12 protein-coding genes are annotated in these 18,577 nt (G+C 42.3%); all 12 read right to left on the minus strand.

Annotated features, from left to right (window positions below; translation table 11 throughout):
- Positions 1 to 26 precede the first annotated feature (26 nt).
- The 12 genes from QUA36_RS12520 to QUA36_RS12575 all read right to left on the minus strand — a co-directional run bounded on the left by QUA36_RS12520 (position 27) and on the right by QUA36_RS12575 (position 18,371).
- A complete protein-coding gene (locus QUA36_RS12520; RefSeq protein ID WP_333457751.1) occupies positions 27 to 2,903 on the minus strand; it encodes a CHAT domain-containing tetratricopeptide repeat protein in 2,877 nt (958 codons plus the stop codon).
- 53 nt (positions 2,904 to 2,956) lie between these two features.
- Positions 2,957 to 4,138 (minus strand): DUF1822 family protein, encoded by a 1,182-nt coding sequence (locus QUA36_RS12525; protein ID WP_333457752.1) that lies wholly within the window; start codon positions 4,136 to 4,138, stop codon positions 2,957 to 2,959.
- A gap of 5 nt (positions 4,139 to 4,143) precedes the next feature.
- Entirely contained in the window at positions 4,144 to 5,628 is a 1,485-nt protein-coding gene (locus tag QUA36_RS12530) for a sigma-70 family RNA polymerase sigma factor (RefSeq protein ID WP_333457754.1), read from the minus strand.
- A gap of 289 nt (positions 5,629 to 5,917) precedes the next feature.
- Entirely contained in the window at positions 5,918 to 8,656 is a 2,739-nt protein-coding gene (locus tag QUA36_RS12535; protein ID WP_333457755.1) for a pentapeptide repeat-containing protein, read from the minus strand.
- A 33-nt stretch (positions 8,657 to 8,689) separates the two neighbouring features.
- Complete coding sequence (locus QUA36_RS12540) at positions 8,690 to 9,817, minus strand: DUF1822 family protein (protein ID WP_333457757.1); 1,128 nt, start codon at positions 9,815 to 9,817, stop codon at positions 8,690 to 8,692.
- Between the two features lie 325 nt (positions 9,818 to 10,142).
- On the minus strand, positions 10,143 to 11,342 hold the full coding sequence (locus QUA36_RS12545) for a CHAT domain-containing protein (protein WP_333457758.1): 1,200 nt from the start codon (positions 11,340 to 11,342) through the stop codon (positions 10,143 to 10,145).
- 21 nt (positions 11,343 to 11,363) lie between these two features.
- Entirely contained in the window at positions 11,364 to 11,885 is a 522-nt protein-coding gene (locus tag QUA36_RS12550; protein WP_333457760.1) for a hypothetical protein, read from the minus strand.
- A gap of 114 nt (positions 11,886 to 11,999) precedes the next feature.
- Positions 12,000 to 13,304, minus strand: a complete 1,305-nt coding sequence (locus QUA36_RS12555) for a CHAT domain-containing protein (RefSeq protein WP_333457762.1) — start codon at positions 13,302 to 13,304, stop codon at positions 12,000 to 12,002.
- Positions 13,305 to 13,334: 30 nt separating this feature from the next.
- Positions 13,335 to 14,699: a DUF1822 family protein gene (locus tag QUA36_RS12560; RefSeq protein WP_333457764.1), complete on the minus strand. Its 1,365-nt coding sequence runs from the start codon at positions 14,697 to 14,699 to the stop codon at positions 13,335 to 13,337.
- Positions 14,700 to 14,716: 17 nt separating this feature from the next.
- Entirely contained in the window at positions 14,717 to 15,991 is a 1,275-nt protein-coding gene (locus QUA36_RS12565) for a hypothetical protein (RefSeq protein WP_333457765.1), read from the minus strand.
- A gap of 80 nt (positions 15,992 to 16,071) precedes the next feature.
- Positions 16,072 to 17,376: a hypothetical protein gene (locus tag QUA36_RS12570; RefSeq protein ID WP_333457767.1), complete on the minus strand. Its 1,305-nt coding sequence runs from the start codon at positions 17,374 to 17,376 to the stop codon at positions 16,072 to 16,074.
- Positions 17,377 to 17,630: 254 nt separating this feature from the next.
- Positions 17,631 to 18,371, minus strand: a complete 741-nt coding sequence (locus QUA36_RS12575) for a hypothetical protein (protein WP_333457769.1) — start codon at positions 18,369 to 18,371, stop codon at positions 17,631 to 17,633.
- Between the last annotated feature and the right edge of the window lie 206 nt (positions 18,372 to 18,577).

An 18,577-nucleotide genomic window follows, 5' to 3' on the forward strand; every position in this document is an offset into this window, starting at 1 on the left:
TTTGCTCTCTTGCATTGTGCTAATAACTACTGTCCAGTGACACAAAAAGCAGCCCAATGGAATGGGAATTTAAATGGTTTATCTTCAGCATAACCCCTTAATCTCTTGGATAAAATTTCTTTGTTTTCGGGAGTTAATGATAAATTCTTAATCCACTCCAGTAGTTCTCCTTTAGTAATATCTCGCAGCCAGAGTTGAGCTTTGTTCAGTGCCAATGTTACAGTATAGTCATCGTTCAAGTTTTCATAAAATTTAATCATTAAAAAAGCTGTGGAACGGTCATCAACAGGCCAGAGGCTACCGACTACACCAACACTGCCTGCAACCTGAAACCCACCTGGTAAACCAATATATTCATCGCTAACGTTTTTAACATCTGTTAAAGCAGTTTGACACGCAGAAAGAACAACAAGGCGACATTGACTGAAGTCAAGGTTAAATATTTCATTTAATACCAAACAGTTTTCTGGATTGATGACCCTAGCAGAATAAGTTTTGCTTGTATCTGCTTCATTATCCGATAAACTAACACTTTCAGCTAAGAATAGAGATGAGTTGAAAGGAGTTTTAAAATCAAAGTTAGCATGACATGCAAAATGCAAGCAATGCGTGTTATGCAATACATCTTTTTTGACAAGATTCTCTTTCGTGGCATTTTCATGGGCGAGAATATAGGAAGAATCGAAGTATTGACAAATAGCCTCTACTTCTAGATCGGAAAAGAATAAGTCTTTGGTAGGATTTTGGATGCCACAAAAATTGCTGAATTTTCGATTTATGCGAGTTTGTATTTGGTTGAGTATCCCACAACTAGCAGCGTAGCGTACACCTCCTGAAAAGCGATCTAAAAGGCACGAATCTTCAGAAAATGGTAGGGCATGAAGAGGAAAAATATGCAAAAATCGATGTGGAATAAGAATGATTTGATTGTATGTTTCGGGGAGCATACTAAAGAGACGATCGAATTTTAGAATTTCAGCTATTTTTATAAAAATCTCATCTAGTTTAAGTCGCCAAGTCGTGTAGTTGGTAATCTGAGATTTTTTTGCTTCAAGCCTAGTTAATACTTGAAGTCTAGATCCTGAAGTATCAAAAAAGTCGTTGTAATTGTTTAAATATTCTTCAGAAAATTCGATTAGTTTTTGGAATTCTTCTTCTGAAGATTGCCAGACAATAGGGTATAAAGTTTGACGGGTAATAATAAACGCAATAAATCTATTGCTTGTAAAATACCATTCAATGACAACTGTTTTGTCAGTGATTAATGTCTGAATATCACTGTAAGTAATTTGAGGATTCGTACTAAATGTAGGATCGATAGGTTGAACCTTGTCTTTAATAAGGGTGTCAAGTTCTTTTTTCATTTGATTGATGGACTGGGAAGCAATTGTGTTAGGTAATTGACTTTTAGCAGTCACCAATAATAATCGTCGATCGTTATCTATTGTTTCACTTGGCAAAGAAGTCAACAAAGATTGTGCAAGCAAGTCTAGCTCAGCATAAATTTCATTTCGCAACTTATTCAGTTTAGCAATAACTTTCGGTGGTATATCCCCTTTAGGCTGAAAATAGGGATTGGAGTACATATTTTCAGCAGCTAAAAGTTCTCTAATATAACGAGCTTTACTAGCTTCTACATATTCAAAGGCTTGAGTGTAGTACCTTGGCTCACTAATTGCTAATTCAAGGCAAATTTCTACCATTTTTTGATAAAGAACAGCCCATTTTTCAGAAAGATTTAGTTTAGTATCGCGACAGTAGTTATTTTTCCCTTTTAAAAAATCTACAACTTCAATAGTCGAAAAAAATGCTTTGTAGCCATTCAATAATTGATCTGCTTCTTGGTAAGCAATGCCAAGATTAAGTTGAGTCTCTGCATAATCTTGAGGAAAGGTTTCGCGGGTATATACTTGCAAAGCTGCTAAAGAAAATTTAATAGCCGCGTTCAAATTATCATTTCGTTCTCCATGAATGCGGCAAAGGTAGGCAAACCCAAGATTTTTTTGCGTTATCGCCCATTTTTCGGGAAAGGTTGAGAAGGTATAAACCTGCAATGCTGCTTGATAACAGTGGATTTCCACTTCCAAATTCTCTGCCTGATCTCCCCGAATGCGGTCAAAATAGATAAGTCCAAGATTTATTTTAATTTCTGCCCATCTTTCAGGGAAATCCTCAAGGGTGCAAACCTGCAAAGCTGCTAGACAGCAGCTAATTGCTTGTTCTAGGTTCTCTACTCGCTCCCCCATAATACGATTGTGATAAGCAGTCGCCAAATTGTTTTGCACAAACGCCCATTGCTGCGGAAAGGCCTCACGGGTATAAATTTGCAAAGCATTAAAGCAACAAGCCATCGCCTTTTCAAGATTCTCTGCTCGATCGCCCAGAAGACGCTGGCTGTAAAAAGCAGCTAGATTAATTTGGGTTGCTGCCCACTGTTCGGGAAAAGCGTCACGAGTGCGAATTTCCAATGCCGCTTGATAATGAGCGATCGCCTTTTCCAAATTTTCCACTCTATCCCCTTCAATGCGATCGCGGTAAGCATTACCCAAATTATTTTGGATGGTAGCCCATTTTTCAGGAAAAGCATCGCGAGTTAAGACGGTAATAGCAACTTCATTGCCGACAATAGCAATTTCAACATTATTACTGCGGTTTCCTAATGAAGATTCAGCCATTATGCTGCTGAAATTTGCAATATCTATTGCAAGTTTTTCTGCTTCTTGCGGAGAATATTCTAACAAGGTAATAGTTGCCCACTTTTGCAAGGAGATAGCAAAATTATCATCTAATGTTTCCAGATAACCAGATAACAGTGGATATACAATTTCTGGCTTGCCTTGGCTGTCACGGATTACTTTCAACACTTGTAATAGAAATGAGAGTGGAAAATCTGGAGTCTGCATTTGCGTAACCTTGAAGTTAATGATGAAATTCTAAGAGATATTTATGCCATTGGTCAAATGACGAAATCTTCCACGATACTCGCATCGCCTAAAGCCACTTTAACACTAAACCGCTCCCCAGGCTCACCGGTAAACTCCAATTGTATCCAATTATCAGCACTTCTAGATCGTGCTTCCAAAAACACCTCGCCAGCATCCAAAACAATCATCTGCACCTCCGGCGGCAAGTAAGTTTGACCGCCACCTGGTCTTAACTGTAAAAGGATATTCCATTTAGTGTTTGATTCAGGACTTAAATAGACAATTAATGCGACCGGATGACCTACTAATTTAATTCCTAAATCTATCATTCTACCCCGTGCTTGAGCAGGGCGATCGCCTTCATTTTCTTCGGTTCGACTTCCCCCTCTAGCTGCTAATATATTCACACCATGAACTTCCACTAATTCATCCAAAAACAACCACAAGTTAGAAAAAATACTTTTAGTCAAAGTCACAACTTTTTGCAGGGCATATTCCTTTCCTATTCTGCGGTGATAAAGCTGTTCCCTAAAATCCTCAGCGGCTAACAGCGCCCCCCACTGGGCAAAGGGCATCTTTAATCTAGGTGAATAAAGAGAAGGTTTGCCCAAGTCACCTATGAACCTTTCTATTTGGTTATGAGATAATGTCGGTAACGGTTGAATTTCGGCTTTCTCGGCTGGACAAAGTTGCTGAGAAACCCAGAGAGTATTCAGGTTTTCAAACAGATCCTCTACATCGAGGGAATAAGTGCGATCGCCCCCATCATACCTTCCCTCAGTTTTCAGTTTACGATGGGTAGTGAAACCCCACACCCGCAACCATCCATCCTCCAAATTTACCTGCACAGCCAGATAATAATCCGCCGCCAATGCAGGAATATCCACCCATTCTTGAGGCACGGAAAATTCATCAGTATCGATGGTTTCACTGGGAATAATTACTAGGCGACTTTTGCCAAAATTCAAGGCAAAACCAGTAACAAATTCCCACAGGTTTTCTGAGGATGCAAGTTGGACAGAGGTTTCGGATGCGGCTGACAATTCAGGTACCAAAACTGCCAGCGCTAGCCGATTTAAGAAAGCGCGATGACGTGCTGCTTCATAGGAGTAATCTTGCGTTACAAGCAAAGCTGTTTCCTCTTCTGATTCGGAAAACTCTAGCCATAGTTGATGGGGACAGGCTAGACTTAATTGTGCTAAAGTTAATACCATTTTTATTATCTCCGTTCTAGTGTTAACAGGGCGTAGGGGGCGTTGGCTAAAAATTGTTCTACTAACAATGCTGATGACTTATCGATCGCTTTGAGAGAACAGGGTGTGAGTACAAGAATTTGCTCTAACCATTGGTGTAACTGTTGTTGCAAAGTTGTTTTAATTTGCACTAATTTTTCTTGCAATTCAGTTGGTGTTATGTTAAGACTGTGGGCGATCGCTCTTTCGTCTACTTTCTCACATCCATACTTACATCCATAATAGTAGCGACACAACAGGGGAATTTCCAACTTTAGAGCTGGATGCAGCTTCAAGGCGGTTTGCAAGAATTTGTACAGAATGGCGCTTTGACAATACCAATTTAGCCATTCATCGAGCAGAATTGAAAGGCGAGCGACATCTTTTACAGTCAAGGGAACACTCGCTTGCGTTTGACTCCACTTTACCAAACTTGTTAACAGATTTCTTTTGTAACCAGTTAAGTTTCGAGAAACTTGATATTGCTTGAGGCCAAACTCTTTACCGATGTAATTTTGGTTAAATCCGGTGAATCCATGCTCCAAGATTAACATTTTTTTTGCATCAGGAGAGAGGCAGGCGATCGCACTTGCTAATTCAGTTGTCATCTGTTGCAGGCGATCGGATTGCTCCATGTCTTGCTGTCTGTTCGATGCTTGCTGCTCGGATTGCTCAGCCGTTTCTGATTCTAAATTCCAGTTTTCTGCATCCAGGGAATCAAATTGAATGTGAGTAGATGCCCGTAGCGCATCAACACAAATTTGCAACAATGTTTTGACTTCCGGCACTGTGAATGGTTGAATGGAGTGGGGGAATTGTTGTTCGGTGCAAAATTGGGCGATCGCCTCCCATTGTTCTGCCGTTGGCTTCGGTAATCGCTGATTTGTGCCGGCTTTAACTGGGGCATAAACTTCTAAAAAACCTTGCCGAGTTAGGAAGCAACGGGATAATTTTGGTTCTCGAATTCCGAAGTTGTGCAAATCACTTTTCAGACCTTCTTTCGGGGTGATCCGTAGCAGTCCCCAGTCACTTCGCCTTTCTGTTTCTTGGTTTTTACGCACTTTGCTCATAATAGCGTCGCGCAGAGGCCGATGGAGATAGGTTTGGATTTGGCTCCGCGTGCGATCGAACTTAGTGCACAATTCTACCGCTCGGCTAGCCATGTAAATTCTGGCGATTTGCAAATAGTCTTCCAAAGTCAGCTCCGGTGTTTGGAAGGCTTTGTAAGTGGATATCGCCGCTAAGTAGCAAGCAACATCCACATAAGCAAGCAAATGATCGATTGCCAATGAATGCGAGTTATTCTTAGCAGCTTGGTTGCAGAAATATTTCAGCAAAACTGTTTCATCATTTAGTTCTGGATGCTGTTCCAGAAAGCGTTGTAAATTTTGTTTGAGCCGAGAATCCTGCATTGGGCGAGGATGGGGATTGACTTGATAACAAGTCGAAAATCGATCGATTATGTCTGTCATTCTAGTGACTACTCCCAAATCAATTTTGAGTGGCTGAAATTATATCGGGGGCGATCGGGCAAATTATGCGATGAGGAATTAGCCGAGGTTTTTGGCGGCGACTTCAGTAAGGATGGGGAGTTGGGGATTGGGAGGGGTATTTGGAGCAGGGGTTTTCCAGAAACCGGGCTATCTGGGCTAGGGTGGCGCATGAGTACCTCGTTGGGGGGCTGTATGGCTTGCTATATATGTATCGTGGGGAATTGCGGAAATTATGCAGTTTCGTTGGGAGGTTGTTTTTTGGGGGGTGTTAGGGATTTTGGAGCGAGTACCAGCTTGGGGGCACTTCGGCGGGGTTTTGGCAGATAACGGGGAGCCAAGAAGCACAGGGAAAGCGATCTTCTAGACTTTGCAACCTCTCCCGCGCTTCTCTTACTGCTAGATAGAAAGATTTACCGCTGGTGAAGGCCGTGAGGAAGTTTTTCAAGAATTCTTGTGCGACTATATCAGGTACTGGTTCTCGAAAAATAATAACTTGCGGAATGTGCAATTGGGCTAGTTGATTCGCTAATCCTAAGCCGTCACAAGAGTTGAAGATTGCAATTTGCAAGCCGCGATCGAGCGCTGTTTTGAGACCATTTTTTAGATCGGTAATGGTTAGCTTATCGGTATCGTTGATAGAAATATAACCAGTGCTACCATCTATTTCACTGGAACTGTGGCCGGAAAAACAGAGAATATCCCAACCTTTCTCATCCCACAATTGTGCATCTAATTCTTGGCGGTTGGGCTTGACGAGAAAGGATGTTTCTGCATCAAATTGTGTTAGTGACTGCTTATCTTCATCCAGATTAATTTCTCGATCGCTACCCAAGATTGATAAAATTTTGATTCTGTCTCTAGTAACAGCAGTTTTTAAAGCTCGATCGTAAAAGGGTAAACTTAAAGCAATTTCAGCTTTGCGGTAAGCTTTGAAAAAATCCCACAGATGCCACGGAAGGCGACGCACCTCGATATTTTGTGATTGGATGATTACCTGGATTTCATCAGAACGCTTGAATCTCTCGCGCAGGATTCTATCTATAGGTAAAAATTCCTCTGAATTGAGCCATTTGTTTAAAGAGTATTCTAATTCTACAGCAATTTGATCAATGCCTTTTCTAGAAAAATTGCTGGCTTGAAACTGTGGTTTTTTCATTCTATAGCTCAATTCCAGGCGATGATAAATTGACTGCCACTCTTCATAAAGTACAGAAATATTTGGTGCTGGTGGCAACTCACCTGGATGTTGAATTGGCAGTCTATCGATCTCTGTCCAAATTTGAGCGATAACACAAGGAAATCCTTTCTCTAAGTCCCCAAATCCCAGTGTGAGGACAACTAAATTAACTGCTGTTTGGCGTAAGGCTATAGCTTTTACTTCAGACTCGTTAACAGGAAGATTAACGGCTGGTTTTGCCAATATCTCGATAATTTCTTTCATATTGGAATTTTGCTGAATCTCTCTCTGACGAGAATCTTCTAGCTGCTGGCGATAAACGGTAATCTGCTCATCTTTGCTTTCTAGTTTAGCTTGATATTTTTCCTCTATGGCTTTGAGGGCAAGTTCATAATTTTCGGTAAATTCCCTATGAATCTTTGCTTTGTTGGTATCAGGAGTAACGCTGACTCTGACAACCACAACTCCATCACCTTTGTTTTCAATACTTTGAATGGTGACTTCGGTGTTTTCATTCTCAACTTGCACTTTTTTAAAGGCAGCGATAAAGGCTTTCCAGTCAACGCCGCTGCGGAAGATTAAGTCAACCGTATTTAGAAATTCTTGGAAAAGTTTGGTAAATTCTCCGGGGGCAAATTCGCCACTGCTGGGACAACGTTCGCGGTCATCGGTTCCGGGGTGGGGATATTCTAAAAGATAAATAAATCGACAATCGATATTATCCAATTTCGTGCTACTATTAATATTCCACGATTCCAAACAAGCGCCTGTCATTTGAGCGCTACTGAAATCTGTACCAATTGCTTCAGTGATCGCAAAATTTGCCATTTCTAAATTCGCTCCTTGGAAAGTCGCCTCGCTGATATTCGAGCCTTTAAGATTAGCACCTCTGAGGTCTGCACCTATCAAATTTGCTCCTCTCAAATTAACGCCAACATATGATTTATATTGACCGTTACCAGTAACCAGTAATGTGCGAATGAATACAGGCTCTAAGATAGACTTGCCAACCCTGGCAAAAAGCAGTTTTTTGGCTTTATAGAAGACGGTGCGAGTTAGATTTGCTCCGATAAATTTTGTACATTTGAGGATTGCTTGCGTGAAATTAGCATCAGTTAAATCAGTACCACGAAAGCTGGTTCCACCCGTAGCAGCAAAGGCAATAGCAATCTTCCTAATAAAGGCAAATTTTGGCTCTCCAACAGAGGCTTGCCAGCCAATGTAACCACCAAGTAATATAAAAAAACTAGCTACCGCCCCAGCTTTGATTCCAGCATAAACCAATGTAACAACCAAAGCTACAATCAATGTTGCAACTCCAGCATAAGCGGCAGATGCTACCACAGCCCCAGCTACAGCTAACGCTGCCAATATAGTACCACTTACGAACAGTACCACAGCGCCCGGTATGCTGACTGCTACAGGCAATGTTGCAGTACCAGTCACAGCCATAGCTACGCCTACAATTGCAGCTACAGGCACAGTCCATATAGCTGCTTCTAAAGCTTTGCGAATACTAGAAATAAAGGAAACAGCAAGTAGTATTAATCCGATCGCGGTAGGAACATTGATTAGCACATAGTAGATCCAAGCACTAGCGATCGCGGAAGTTAATCCCGATACTGTTGCTAGTAAAAATGAAAGTATTACTAAGGAAATAGCCCAGTGATGTTGCAGTCCAGCTTTGGCATAACTGAAGTTAGCCCCTCTTAAAATCGCATTGGTAAAGTCTGCACCTCGAATGTCGGCGTAGCTAAAATCGGCTCCTGTTAGGTCTTGACCTTTAAAAGAGCGTCCTCGCAGATTTTTACGGGAGAAGTCTTGACTCATATTTAGTCAAACAGAGATTGGGCAAGCAAGCTGTTATATAACGAAATCTTCTATGAAGCTAGCACCTCCCATAGCAACTTTGACACTAAAACTTTCTCCTGCTACACCACTGAACTGAAGTTGAATCCAATTATCGGCATCTCTCGATTGGGCTTCTAGAAAGGTTTCTCCAGACTCATCCAGGACAACGAGTTGCAAATTAGGTGGTAAGCACTCTTGCTCACCAGTAGGATACAGCCGTAACAGTATGCCTAGTTCTCCTTCTGGGTTGAGAGCTACCACAACAACAAGGGCTACAGGGTTTCCTGCCAGTTGCATTCCCAGATCGATCGGCTTACCCAGTCTCACATCATCTGCTGTCCGTCTTCTCGATCGAACTAGATGTGGGCTTCCCGCGCCAAAAATTGATTCGAGCGTCTGCCAACTTGCATCAAAGACATTCTCAAACCACTGGCTCAAAGGTACTGGCTCAAGTAAATGGAGGTACTGATGATAGTTATGGGCAATCTCTTGAAGTATGGGGCGACAGCTCCGGTCCCAACGTGAGTAAATCGTGATTGGGGGAATTCCAAATTTCTCTGCTAGTGCTGGTACACTTAACTGCGGTTTGTTTAGGTATCGTGCTTGAGCTATGGCTTGGCAGCTGCATTTGGAGCAATTTGCAGGATAACAATTTCTTAGCTTTCCCTCTGGATCTCTCTCTACATAACGTTTGAGAACTAAACGCTGCGTTTGGGCTTCCTCTTGTTCCAGCCAACGATCAAGTGTCCTAGGATCTGGTAGCTGCTCTATAAAAGTAGTTTCTCCCTCTTCACCTGTGATTGCGTTGTCTAGACTTAGAGGTAGCTTTCGGCTGCGGTACAAATCGTAAATATCAAAACGGAGAAATCTATTAACCCATCTGACAAAATTTTCTCGCAAAACAGATGCTGGGGCTTCATCTATTTTCAAACCAAGAGTCCCGATAAATCCATCAATCTTTTGCCGAATATCCTCTGAGCTTTGGTCTACAGCTTTTGAATAGTCTGGGTGACGGTCTTGGCAAATACCAGGGAGATGTGGGATCAAGGATAGTAGATGCTCCAAAGCCTTTCTGTACTCTGGACTCTCAATATGGTACTGATAAAGTTTTCTGATGAGTTGGCCTAACAGTTCGTCCATAATCCTAAATCAGGGAAAAGGGGTACTCCTAATCAAAGAGGATGTTCTCAGAAATTTTGGGAAAACGTCCTATTTGCAAGTAGTCGAGTTTAACCCAGTAAATTATGCAGAAGCCTCAGAAAAATTTGCGGTACTTTCTCGTGTTCCTGTGCCTGCATAGTTTTATACGGTTGGCATTAGCTATGGAGCGCAGCCAATGAACCTGCTCGGTATTTGGTATCTTTTGCTACAGTAATCGGGTGGGCGCTGTGAACTTATTCAGCTTTTTCCTCTCCACATAGCCTAAAAATTTATGCGAACTTCCCGTAACTGTCGATCGCCCGCTTCAATGTTGGAGCGATCGCCATGTCGGGGGCACTTCGGCGGGGTTTTGGCAAATGACTGGTAGCCACGAAGCACAAGGAAAGTGAGTTTCCAGAATTTGCAACTTCTCTCGTGCTTCTCTGACTGCTAGATAGAAAGATTTACCGCTAGCGAAGGCGGTGAGGAAGTTTTTCAAGAATTCTTGTGCGACTACATCCGGGACTGGTTCTCGGAAAACAATAATTTGGGGAATGTGCAATTGAGCCAGTTGATTCGCTAATCCTAAGCCGTCACAAGAGTTGAAGATTGCAATTTGCAAGCCGCGTTCAATGGCTGTGCTGAGAGCATTTTTAAATTCAGGAATGGTTAGCTTATCGGTATCGTTGATTTTAATATAACCGTTGCTACCATCCATTTCGCTAGAACTGTGGCCGGAAAAACAGAGAATCTCCCAGCCTTGTTCTGAGTACAATCGTTCATTTAATTCTTGGCGGTTTCGCTTGACAAGAAAAGTAGTTTCTGCATCAATTTTGGCGAGTAACTGTCTGTCTGTATTGATATCAATTCCTTGAGCATCGCCCAAAATTGATAAAATTCTGATTCTGTTTCTAGGTCCAGAAATAGCGAAGCTATTTCTGACTTTTCTAGTGACATCAGTTTTTAAAGCTCGGTCATAAAAAGGTGAACTTAAAGCAATTTCAGCTTTCTTATAAGGATCGAGAAAATTCCAGAGATGCCAGGGGAGCCGACGCACATCGGGGTTTAGAGATTGAATGATGACTTGGAGTTGATTAGAGTGGTTAAATTTTCCGTGCAAGATGCGATCGATAGGAATGAATTGTTCAGAAATTAACCATTTATTCAGATGTTGTTCTAATTTTTTAGTTAAACGATCCAAGTCTAGGCGAGAAAAATTTGTTAGCTGTGCTGGTTTTCCTTCTAGTTTTCTCTTTATTCCGAGGCTGGCTTTGTACATTAATTGCCAATCACGATAAAGTGCTAACAACTCTGATGAAGGAGGGAGCTGACCCGAACATTGGGCTGATAATTGCCCGTTTTCCGTGAAAACTTGAGCTTGAATAGAAGGGAAGCCATCGTTTAAGTTTCCTTCCCCAAACATTAGCATCACTTTGTTATTGATACCAAAAACTCCTAAATCTAAAAAATTTTCAATTTTTATGGCTTCTCTTAACTCCAAACTATGCTTCCATACATCTTTCATCCAACAATCAGTAGTCGAAATTTATTGATATCCAGCTTGTTTAAATAATAACTTGTCCTCTTGGTAAAATCTACACAATAAATCAAAATTAAATGAACCCAAACGAGAACTACATTTTAAGTAAATAACAAAACAGTTGTTTTGGTCATCTCGGATAACTTGTTTTTGGTATTCATGCTCTGGTTGCATTGGATCTGTAATGCAAATTTCCCTTGGAACTGCGTATTCGGGCAAAGAAAGTGCATAATAAGAAAGCCAATCTTTTTTCGTAGGAATTTCCTGCCAAGATGTACTAAACTCGTAACAATCATTCAAACGGCTAAAGCGATTTTTTCCTACTCGTCGCACTGGACATTTTCCAAACTCTCTTGAAAACCTTTCAGCATATCGCTTATCAAGAAAGTGAAATGGCCCATCTCTTAGGTCTTCATACTCATCCGATAAGGCAATCCAAAGATCATATTTTCTATCAGCTTTCATCGTAAATGTTTTTACTGTACCGTCGATCTCCAATTTTTCAACAATTACGGTATTTACCAGCATAATTTACCTCTCAATATTAAGATAGAAGTTAGCTTCATTATAGTTTATTGTACTCAGGCGTTAAATCAATCTGGAGAAAAAGCGTGTCAAATGAGAAACTAACCAATCTTACATTTATTCAGTGGAATTTTTATCATTGTTCTCCCCTTCAGTGTTTTGATTGCCTGCACCTTGAACCACATTTAAGAGAGCATCAGCTAAATAAACACTAGCCCATCCTCCCGGAACAATTTGGAGAACACTAGATAATGCAATTCTTGCCCAACGGCGGCGACTAGGTTCCGCATTAGTATTTTGTTCTTGTTGCTCATCTGATGTTTGATTAATTGTTGAATCTGTACCTACAAGCTCCCGCCAACTCACCGGCTCCTCAGCGGGATTCTGACAAATAACCGGCAACCAAGTCGCACAGGGAAATTCATCCTGCACGCTTTCCAACCTTTCCCGCGCCTCCCTTACAGCTAAATACAGCGATTCACCGCGAGCAAACGCTTCAAGAAAATATTTCAAAAATTCTTGAGCCACCATATCCGGCACCGGCTCTCGCATCACAATTACTTGGGGCATATTCAACTCGGCTAACTGCTTGGCAATTCCTAATCCATCACAAGAGTTAAAAATTGCCAACTTTAACCCCCTCGCTATTGCTTTTCTCAGAGTAGCTTTCATATCCTTAACTTCTAAACTTTCCCCTTGTTTGATAAAAAGTTTTCCTGTAGTAGCATCAGATGCGCTCAGACTATGACCTGCAAAAAACAAAATATCCCATCCGCCCGCATCCCAAATTGCATCATAAACTTCTTGGCGTTCTGGTTGCGTCACAAACACAATTTCTGCATCGGGTAAATTTTGTTCTAACTCGCGCCTATCCCTGTCTAAATTAATTCCCGCACTGTCACCAATAATCGCCAAAACCCTCACCTTGTTTCTCTTTTTCAGGGGGTATATTTTCTGACAAACAGGAGAACTCAAAGCTACTTCTGCTTGCAGGTAGCGGTCGAAAAAATTCCATAAATGCCAAGGCAATCGTCGCAAGTGCAAGTCCTCAGTTTGAACGATTACTCGGACTTCTTCATGTTGCCCAACTTTCATCAGCAAATCATCCTTCACAGGAGAAAATTCCGGTGAGTTGAGCCAATTATTAAGCTGCTGCTTTAAAGCATCGCTGTCTGCTTCTAAATCGCGACGAGAAAAATTTGTTACCTGTGCTGACTTCGCTTCAATTCGCAACCTCGATCCCATTTGACGGTATCTTGCCTGCCAAGTATTGTATAGCTGCGGTATTTGCGGGGCGGGTGGCAATTGGCCGGCAACTGTCCCTAGCAAACACTGATTATCTTCCCGAATTTCTAGCCTGACTTGCTGAAATCCTTGCTGACAATCACCCGCTATAAAACTCAAGACAACTATTTTACCCATTCCCATTCCCCTAGAGATTTTGACTTAAAATTAGATAGCAAAATGTTCAGTAATTTCGGCATCTTCCAGCGCTACCTTAATGCTGAAAGGCTCTCCTACTTCACCGCTGAATTCCAATTGAATCCAATTATCGGCACTCCGCGCTTGAGCCTCCAAAAAAACATCTCCCGATTCACTATCAATTACAATCAGTTTTATCCCCACTGGCAGATAAGTTTGTGCAGCAGATAGGGGATACAATCTGATGAGAATATCGGTTTTTTCGGCATTTTTTTGGCAATTGACAATCAATACAACAGGATAGCCAGCCAAGGAGATTTCTCTCACCTTACTTGCGCTAAGGGTTGGCGATTCGGTGTCAGCAGTGCGGGAACGGGGGGCGCTGGCAAATCTAAAAATTAGATTTCCTTCTTGGTTGCTTAAAAATGATTCCAGACTCTGCCAGTTGTATTGAGAATTACTTTCAGATTTTTGCAACCATTCATTTAAACTTATTAGACCGGCGGTAGTTGTGGATGGGGGAACCATTACAGGTTGTGGAATTTGCCCTGTGGCATCAGTGCTTTCATTAGTTGGAGTTCCGGGATTAACCGATTCATCGGAGTCATCACTACCCCAGATTTCATCCAACTTTTCTAGCAACTCTTCTGCTAAATCTTGCAACTCAGTTTGTTGTGAATCGTCAAACTCTTCTCTATCCACAATAGGTGCGCTACCTCTGAAGGCAAAACCAGGTTTTGCAGGCACGTAACTCGCTAAAAACTCCCCGCCCGCATAGCGTCGCTCGTATTTGTTATAGGTGCGGTATATTCGCTCCATTTCCGCGATAATTTCAGGCAGAGATTGCTCGTTCAATCTCTCTCGAACTTTAACAGCTACGGGGTTATGACCTTGAAAAAAATCCAGCGCCGTTTCCAGTCGGTACAGGTGGTCTAAAAATGCTTCTAACGGCTGAAAACTCTCGCAAGAAACTTGTTCCATCATTTCTAAAGGGTTGATGGGTGCGTAAAAGCCAAAGAGAGTTGCTTCTCTCGATGATTCATTTATTTCTACCGCCACATAGCCGATCCGATTTTCCCAAGTATCAGCCGGAATATAACAGTTTTCATCGGCCGGTAACACGGGACGGCATTCTAGTTTTCCAATACCTACTATTTCTAAATCGGCGACATCCATCAAAGGCTGCATGGCTGGATTTAGACTATCGCAAGCTTCTAAATCGGTTTCAATGCCCAAACACTGACAGTAGGTATCCACTGCATAAACTGCCAAAGTATTTAGATAAACTTGTCTGGCTTTTGCTGGACTTTCATATTGCTTTTGAAAGGATTTTGCTAGTTTCAATGCTTTTGATGTCAGAGGTACTGCAAACATCGGGCGACTGGTGTATGTCATGGCTGTTTTCTCCTAATTTACTCTTGGTTGTTTTTTTTATTTCTGCGGGTTCGCTTCTGCGGTTTGGGTATCAGTTGAAAGTAATTGATACCGTCAAGGTAAAAATATATTAGTTCGGTGGCATTGACTTGTAACTGTCTGGCGAGAATTGTCCAAGATTGCACTCCCTCCAATCGCGATTGAATTATTCCTTTAAAAGTAATTTGAGGGCGATCGGGCATTGTTCTTCTATTATACTTCCCTTCAGAGTCGGTGACAATTTGTTCGATAACAGATTTGGGCAAGGCTAATTGTGCTTCTAAATACTCTTCGAGAATCGGTTTGAAATAAGAGCAGGTACGGGTGTAAAAAGGACTAATTGTTGTCTGAGCATTAACTCGATTACCAAAATGTTCTTGAATTTCTTTTAGGCTAGCCTGTTTAAACTTTAAAATGGCGATCGCGCGAAAGTTAACATCAGGAAAACCTCTAATATCCTTTCCCGTGAAAATGCCATCTGGATCTTGATAGATGATTCTAATCACCTCGGGAGATAGCCTTGAGTCGGCTTTTGTTTTAATTCGATCGAATCTCGTTTCAGTTGCGCTATCATCATCTTGATTTGCACCCGGTGCATCTCCTGAAACTACGTTGAGTCGCTGGCGGATGATATCAATGAATCGGAATTGTAAATAACGAGCAAACCAGTTCCAAAACTTGAGAGGTCGATAAAGTTGCTGGACTTCATCGCAGAAAGTATTCCAGCTTTGTTGTAAATCAACTTCGCTATTTTGAATGTTTTGGCATAAATTTTCACAGGATTGAGCTAGGTTTTGAGCTTTTTCTGGCGGATAGGTTTGAGTTTTCTTGTTTGTGCGTCTTTGTATAAAGCTGCGGCGAAATTTTTCTAATTGTTGGTTGAATTCAGAATAAACTTCGGGAGTTCGCTGTGATGGTGATGTTTCGCTAAACTTCAGCCATGCTTTATACAATTTGGAATTTACTCCTTTCTTGAAAATATTAATGTTCTTTAATATCTCTTCTTGAGTAATTACTACAACATCCGACCAATCCTCCTCAAAATCACCTTCTAAAATTGCCATATATCTGTCGCGACACCGCTTTTTGATGCCACCTAATCGCCGTTTTGCCTCATAATCAGTAGGTCTTGACTTGCGACCTCGTAAGCTTGAGCTAGGAAACATAATGTCCCACAAATCTCCTATAATTCTGCGTCTTCTTGGATCGGTATTTTTGGGATATAATTGGGCTTGGGATACAAGTTCTTGGAGGAGGCGATCGAGTTCGTGCATGGGCGATCGGGTTCAACAAAAAAGGGATGCTCTCAATTATACCAAGAGAACACCCCCCACCTCATCCATTCCCGATTCTCTTAAGCCGCGTCGCCCAAGTCGCCCCCAAAGTCGTCATGGCCTTCCTTCCAGTTGCGGTAGGCTTCGTCATACCGCTGCTGCGCCGCCATGATGTCCTCCTCACATTGTTTAATTTGCGTTCCGTAACGGTGGGCGATTATCTTCAAATCTTGCCCTAAAATCTCTTCCAACTCAGCGCTTTTCTGCTGCACCCACTGCTGCCGCATTCGATCGACCTTTTGCTGCTTTTCCTTGATTTCGTGAGGTGCACCAATCATTTCAATATCAGGCGCAACAAAGGCGTTTTCCAGTTCGGTTTTGTCGGCGCGAGATTGAAATAACCGCTGTTCGATCGCCCGATCGCGCTCCAGTTCCAACTCTTTTTTGCGATCGCGACCCATGCTAATATCATAGTCCGCTTCCGCCATCGCCATATTCTTCAGCCGTCCATTGCTATCCCCCTCAGCAATGTATTTCATTAAATAGTCCAAACGTGTTTCTTGGCTATCTTTATCAGCAAGGAGTTTCTCAACTTCAGCTTCTGGCATTCCTTCCCGTGGTAACATATGGCCAAAATACTTTTCAATTAAATCGGCATAGTGTTCTGGTAACTCAAAGCGATCGCTCTGAAAAGCGGCGGCTAACCAAACAATTGTTACTGGCAAACTGGCGGCGATCGCTTCAATAAAAATCCCCCCTGGTAGCCCCATTTGTACTACAATCCATAGAGCTGTAGCAAATTCTGCACCGCTGAGAGCTCCTACCAAAATTGCATCTACAGCCAACTGTTTCTCTAAATATTTGCCTTGGATTTGTTGGACTAATGCCTTTTGACTTTGATAGAACAATACGTCTAATTCATTGATAGGAGATTGCCCTTGGCGATCGATCGCGCTAAGTTCCTGTTGGGTGCTGTGAGCAATTCGCATTTTGGCAAATACTTTAGTCGATTGTTCATCAACTAAGAAGCTAGCCAATGCGCCGCCCGCCATTGCTGCTGGTAAAGCCGCCGCACCTAAACGTGAGGTGAGCACTTGGGTTCCGGCACTGAAGGTGAGTGCACCTACTAACACTACCACAATTTTTGTAGCTTGTTTGGTAGCAGGAGAAGATTGCCGGGAAGCGATGGGATTCATGTCTTGAATGCGGGCGTCGGCAATACGGGCTTCGGCTGATTTGCCAACTCTTTCGCTGACGTTAGCTCGCAATCCTCTAGGGAGGCGCTTAATTACTTCTTGTGGAAATTGCCGCCAGCGATCGACTATTTGCCAGATATGAAGTTGAATTTGATTATGCTCGTTATTCTGCGGTTGATTTAAATTCATGGTCTTTCCTTTGATTTTGCTGACAATGTTTAATCGTTTAATTTGTGAGGAGTTATGCGAATTTTTGAGGAAGTTACTTAGTCCTGGATGCACGGGGGCAGAAACCAGTTTTTTTACTTAATCTGCGGAATGCAACAAAGTATTTTGAGAAAAACCCGGTTTCTTTGGTCACATTGGAGGGGCAGAAACTGGGTTTTTGACTGAATCTGCTGGCTACAACGAAGTATTTTGGTAAAAACCCGGTTTCTCGGCTCCTATCGAAAACCCGGTTTACGAGCGGTTTCCAAGGCTAAACTGACACAGTTAGAAATGTCTTTGAAATCGCAAATTTGTACCTTGCCTTCGGATGTTAAATTAGTCTCTAGCTGGTTTTTGAGGGTTTCGTCTTCAACCATGAAGGCGATCGCCCCATTGTTTTCGGTAATGTTGTGGACAACGGTTTTAATCCGCTGAACGTCTTTTGGATTGGGTTGGTTTGGGCCCGGCTCGTCGTCTTGAATGGCGATGGTTACTACGACTGGTTTTTGATTCTTGCGGGCGCGTTCTTTTTGGACTGTGTTTTGGATGCGCTCTAGGAGTAAAATTAAAGAGGTTCCTGGGTGTTTGTTGGCGATCGCCCGTTTTGGATCTTTACACTGGCCGAGTAGAGATAAACTGTTAGAAATGGAGATATTTTGGGTAGTGACAGGGCGATCGGCAAAAGACATAGAAATTGCTACATCACCGGGTTTATAATGTTGAATGCTGGCTTGACAGTGTTGTTGTCGCTGGGCTGTATAAGTTTCAGCCGAATCGGAATTGTCATCAGCCCGAATGTGGATGATGCGCTGGGTGGTAAACTCAACAAATAGGGTAGCGCCGACTATGCCCAAGCCTAAAAGAATTGCTGATAGAATCAGGGGGGATTTGAACCAAGCTTTGTGAGTCTGGGTAGGTGCGGCTGGGGATTGTAGGCTGCGACTGGTGTAGCGCGTGGGGTGATAGTATCGGCTCATGGCTGTTGGTTGGCTAACTGTGCTACTGGTATATCGAAGAGAGTCGCGACGGTTATGCCGATTGGTGAAAATGACGAAAATGCCCGCAGGTTTTCATCTGGGGCTATTATTGCGCCATTGTCAAAAAACTGTAGATACTGTCTTGATCTGTCAAGGGGTAGCGAGCAAATAAGTTGGATCGAAAGGCTTTTGGGACTTTAAAATAC

It is taken from the genome of Microcoleus sp. Pol10D4, assembly GCF_036701555.1.
In the GTDB taxonomy this organism is placed as follows: domain Bacteria; phylum Cyanobacteriota; class Cyanobacteriia; order Cyanobacteriales; family Microcoleaceae; genus Microcoleus.

Bases quoted from the DNA above. Each gene is read 5' to 3' on its own strand.
- QUA36_RS12560 (WP_333457764.1), bottom strand. From the start codon at position 14,699: ATGACATACACCAGTCGCCCGATGTTTGCAGTACCTCTGACATCAAAA.
- QUA36_RS12535 (WP_333457755.1), bottom strand. From the start codon at position 8,656: ATGAGTCAAGACTTCTCCCGTAAAAATCTGCGAGGACGCTCTTTTAAA.
- QUA36_RS12555 (WP_333457762.1), bottom strand. From the start codon at position 13,304: ATGGGTAAAATAGTTGTCTTGAGTTTTATAGCGGGTGATTGTCAGCAA.
- QUA36_RS12550 (WP_333457760.1), bottom strand. From the start codon at position 11,885: ATGCTGGTAAATACCGTAATTGTTGAAAAATTGGAGATCGACGGTACA.
- QUA36_RS12540 (WP_333457757.1), bottom strand. From the start codon at position 9,817: ATGGACGAACTGTTAGGCCAACTCATCAGAAAACTTTATCAGTACCAT.
- QUA36_RS12545 (WP_333457758.1), bottom strand. From the start codon at position 11,342: ATGAAAGATGTATGGAAGCATAGTTTGGAGTTAAGAGAAGCCATAAAA.
- QUA36_RS12520 (WP_333457751.1), bottom strand. From the start codon at position 2,903: ATGCAGACTCCAGATTTTCCACTCTCATTTCTATTACAAGTGTTGAAA.
- QUA36_RS12530 (WP_333457754.1), bottom strand. From the start codon at position 5,628: ATGACAGACATAATCGATCGATTTTCGACTTGTTATCAAGTCAATCCC.
- QUA36_RS12570 (WP_333457767.1), bottom strand. From the start codon at position 17,376: ATGAATTTAAATCAACCGCAGAATAACGAGCATAATCAAATTCAACTT.
- QUA36_RS12565 (WP_333457765.1), bottom strand. From the start codon at position 15,991: ATGCACGAACTCGATCGCCTCCTCCAAGAACTTGTATCCCAAGCCCAA.
- QUA36_RS12575 (WP_333457769.1), bottom strand. From the start codon at position 18,371: ATGAGCCGATACTATCACCCCACGCGCTACACCAGTCGCAGCCTACAA.
- QUA36_RS12525 (WP_333457752.1), bottom strand. From the start codon at position 4,138: ATGGTATTAACTTTAGCACAATTAAGTCTAGCCTGTCCCCATCAACTA.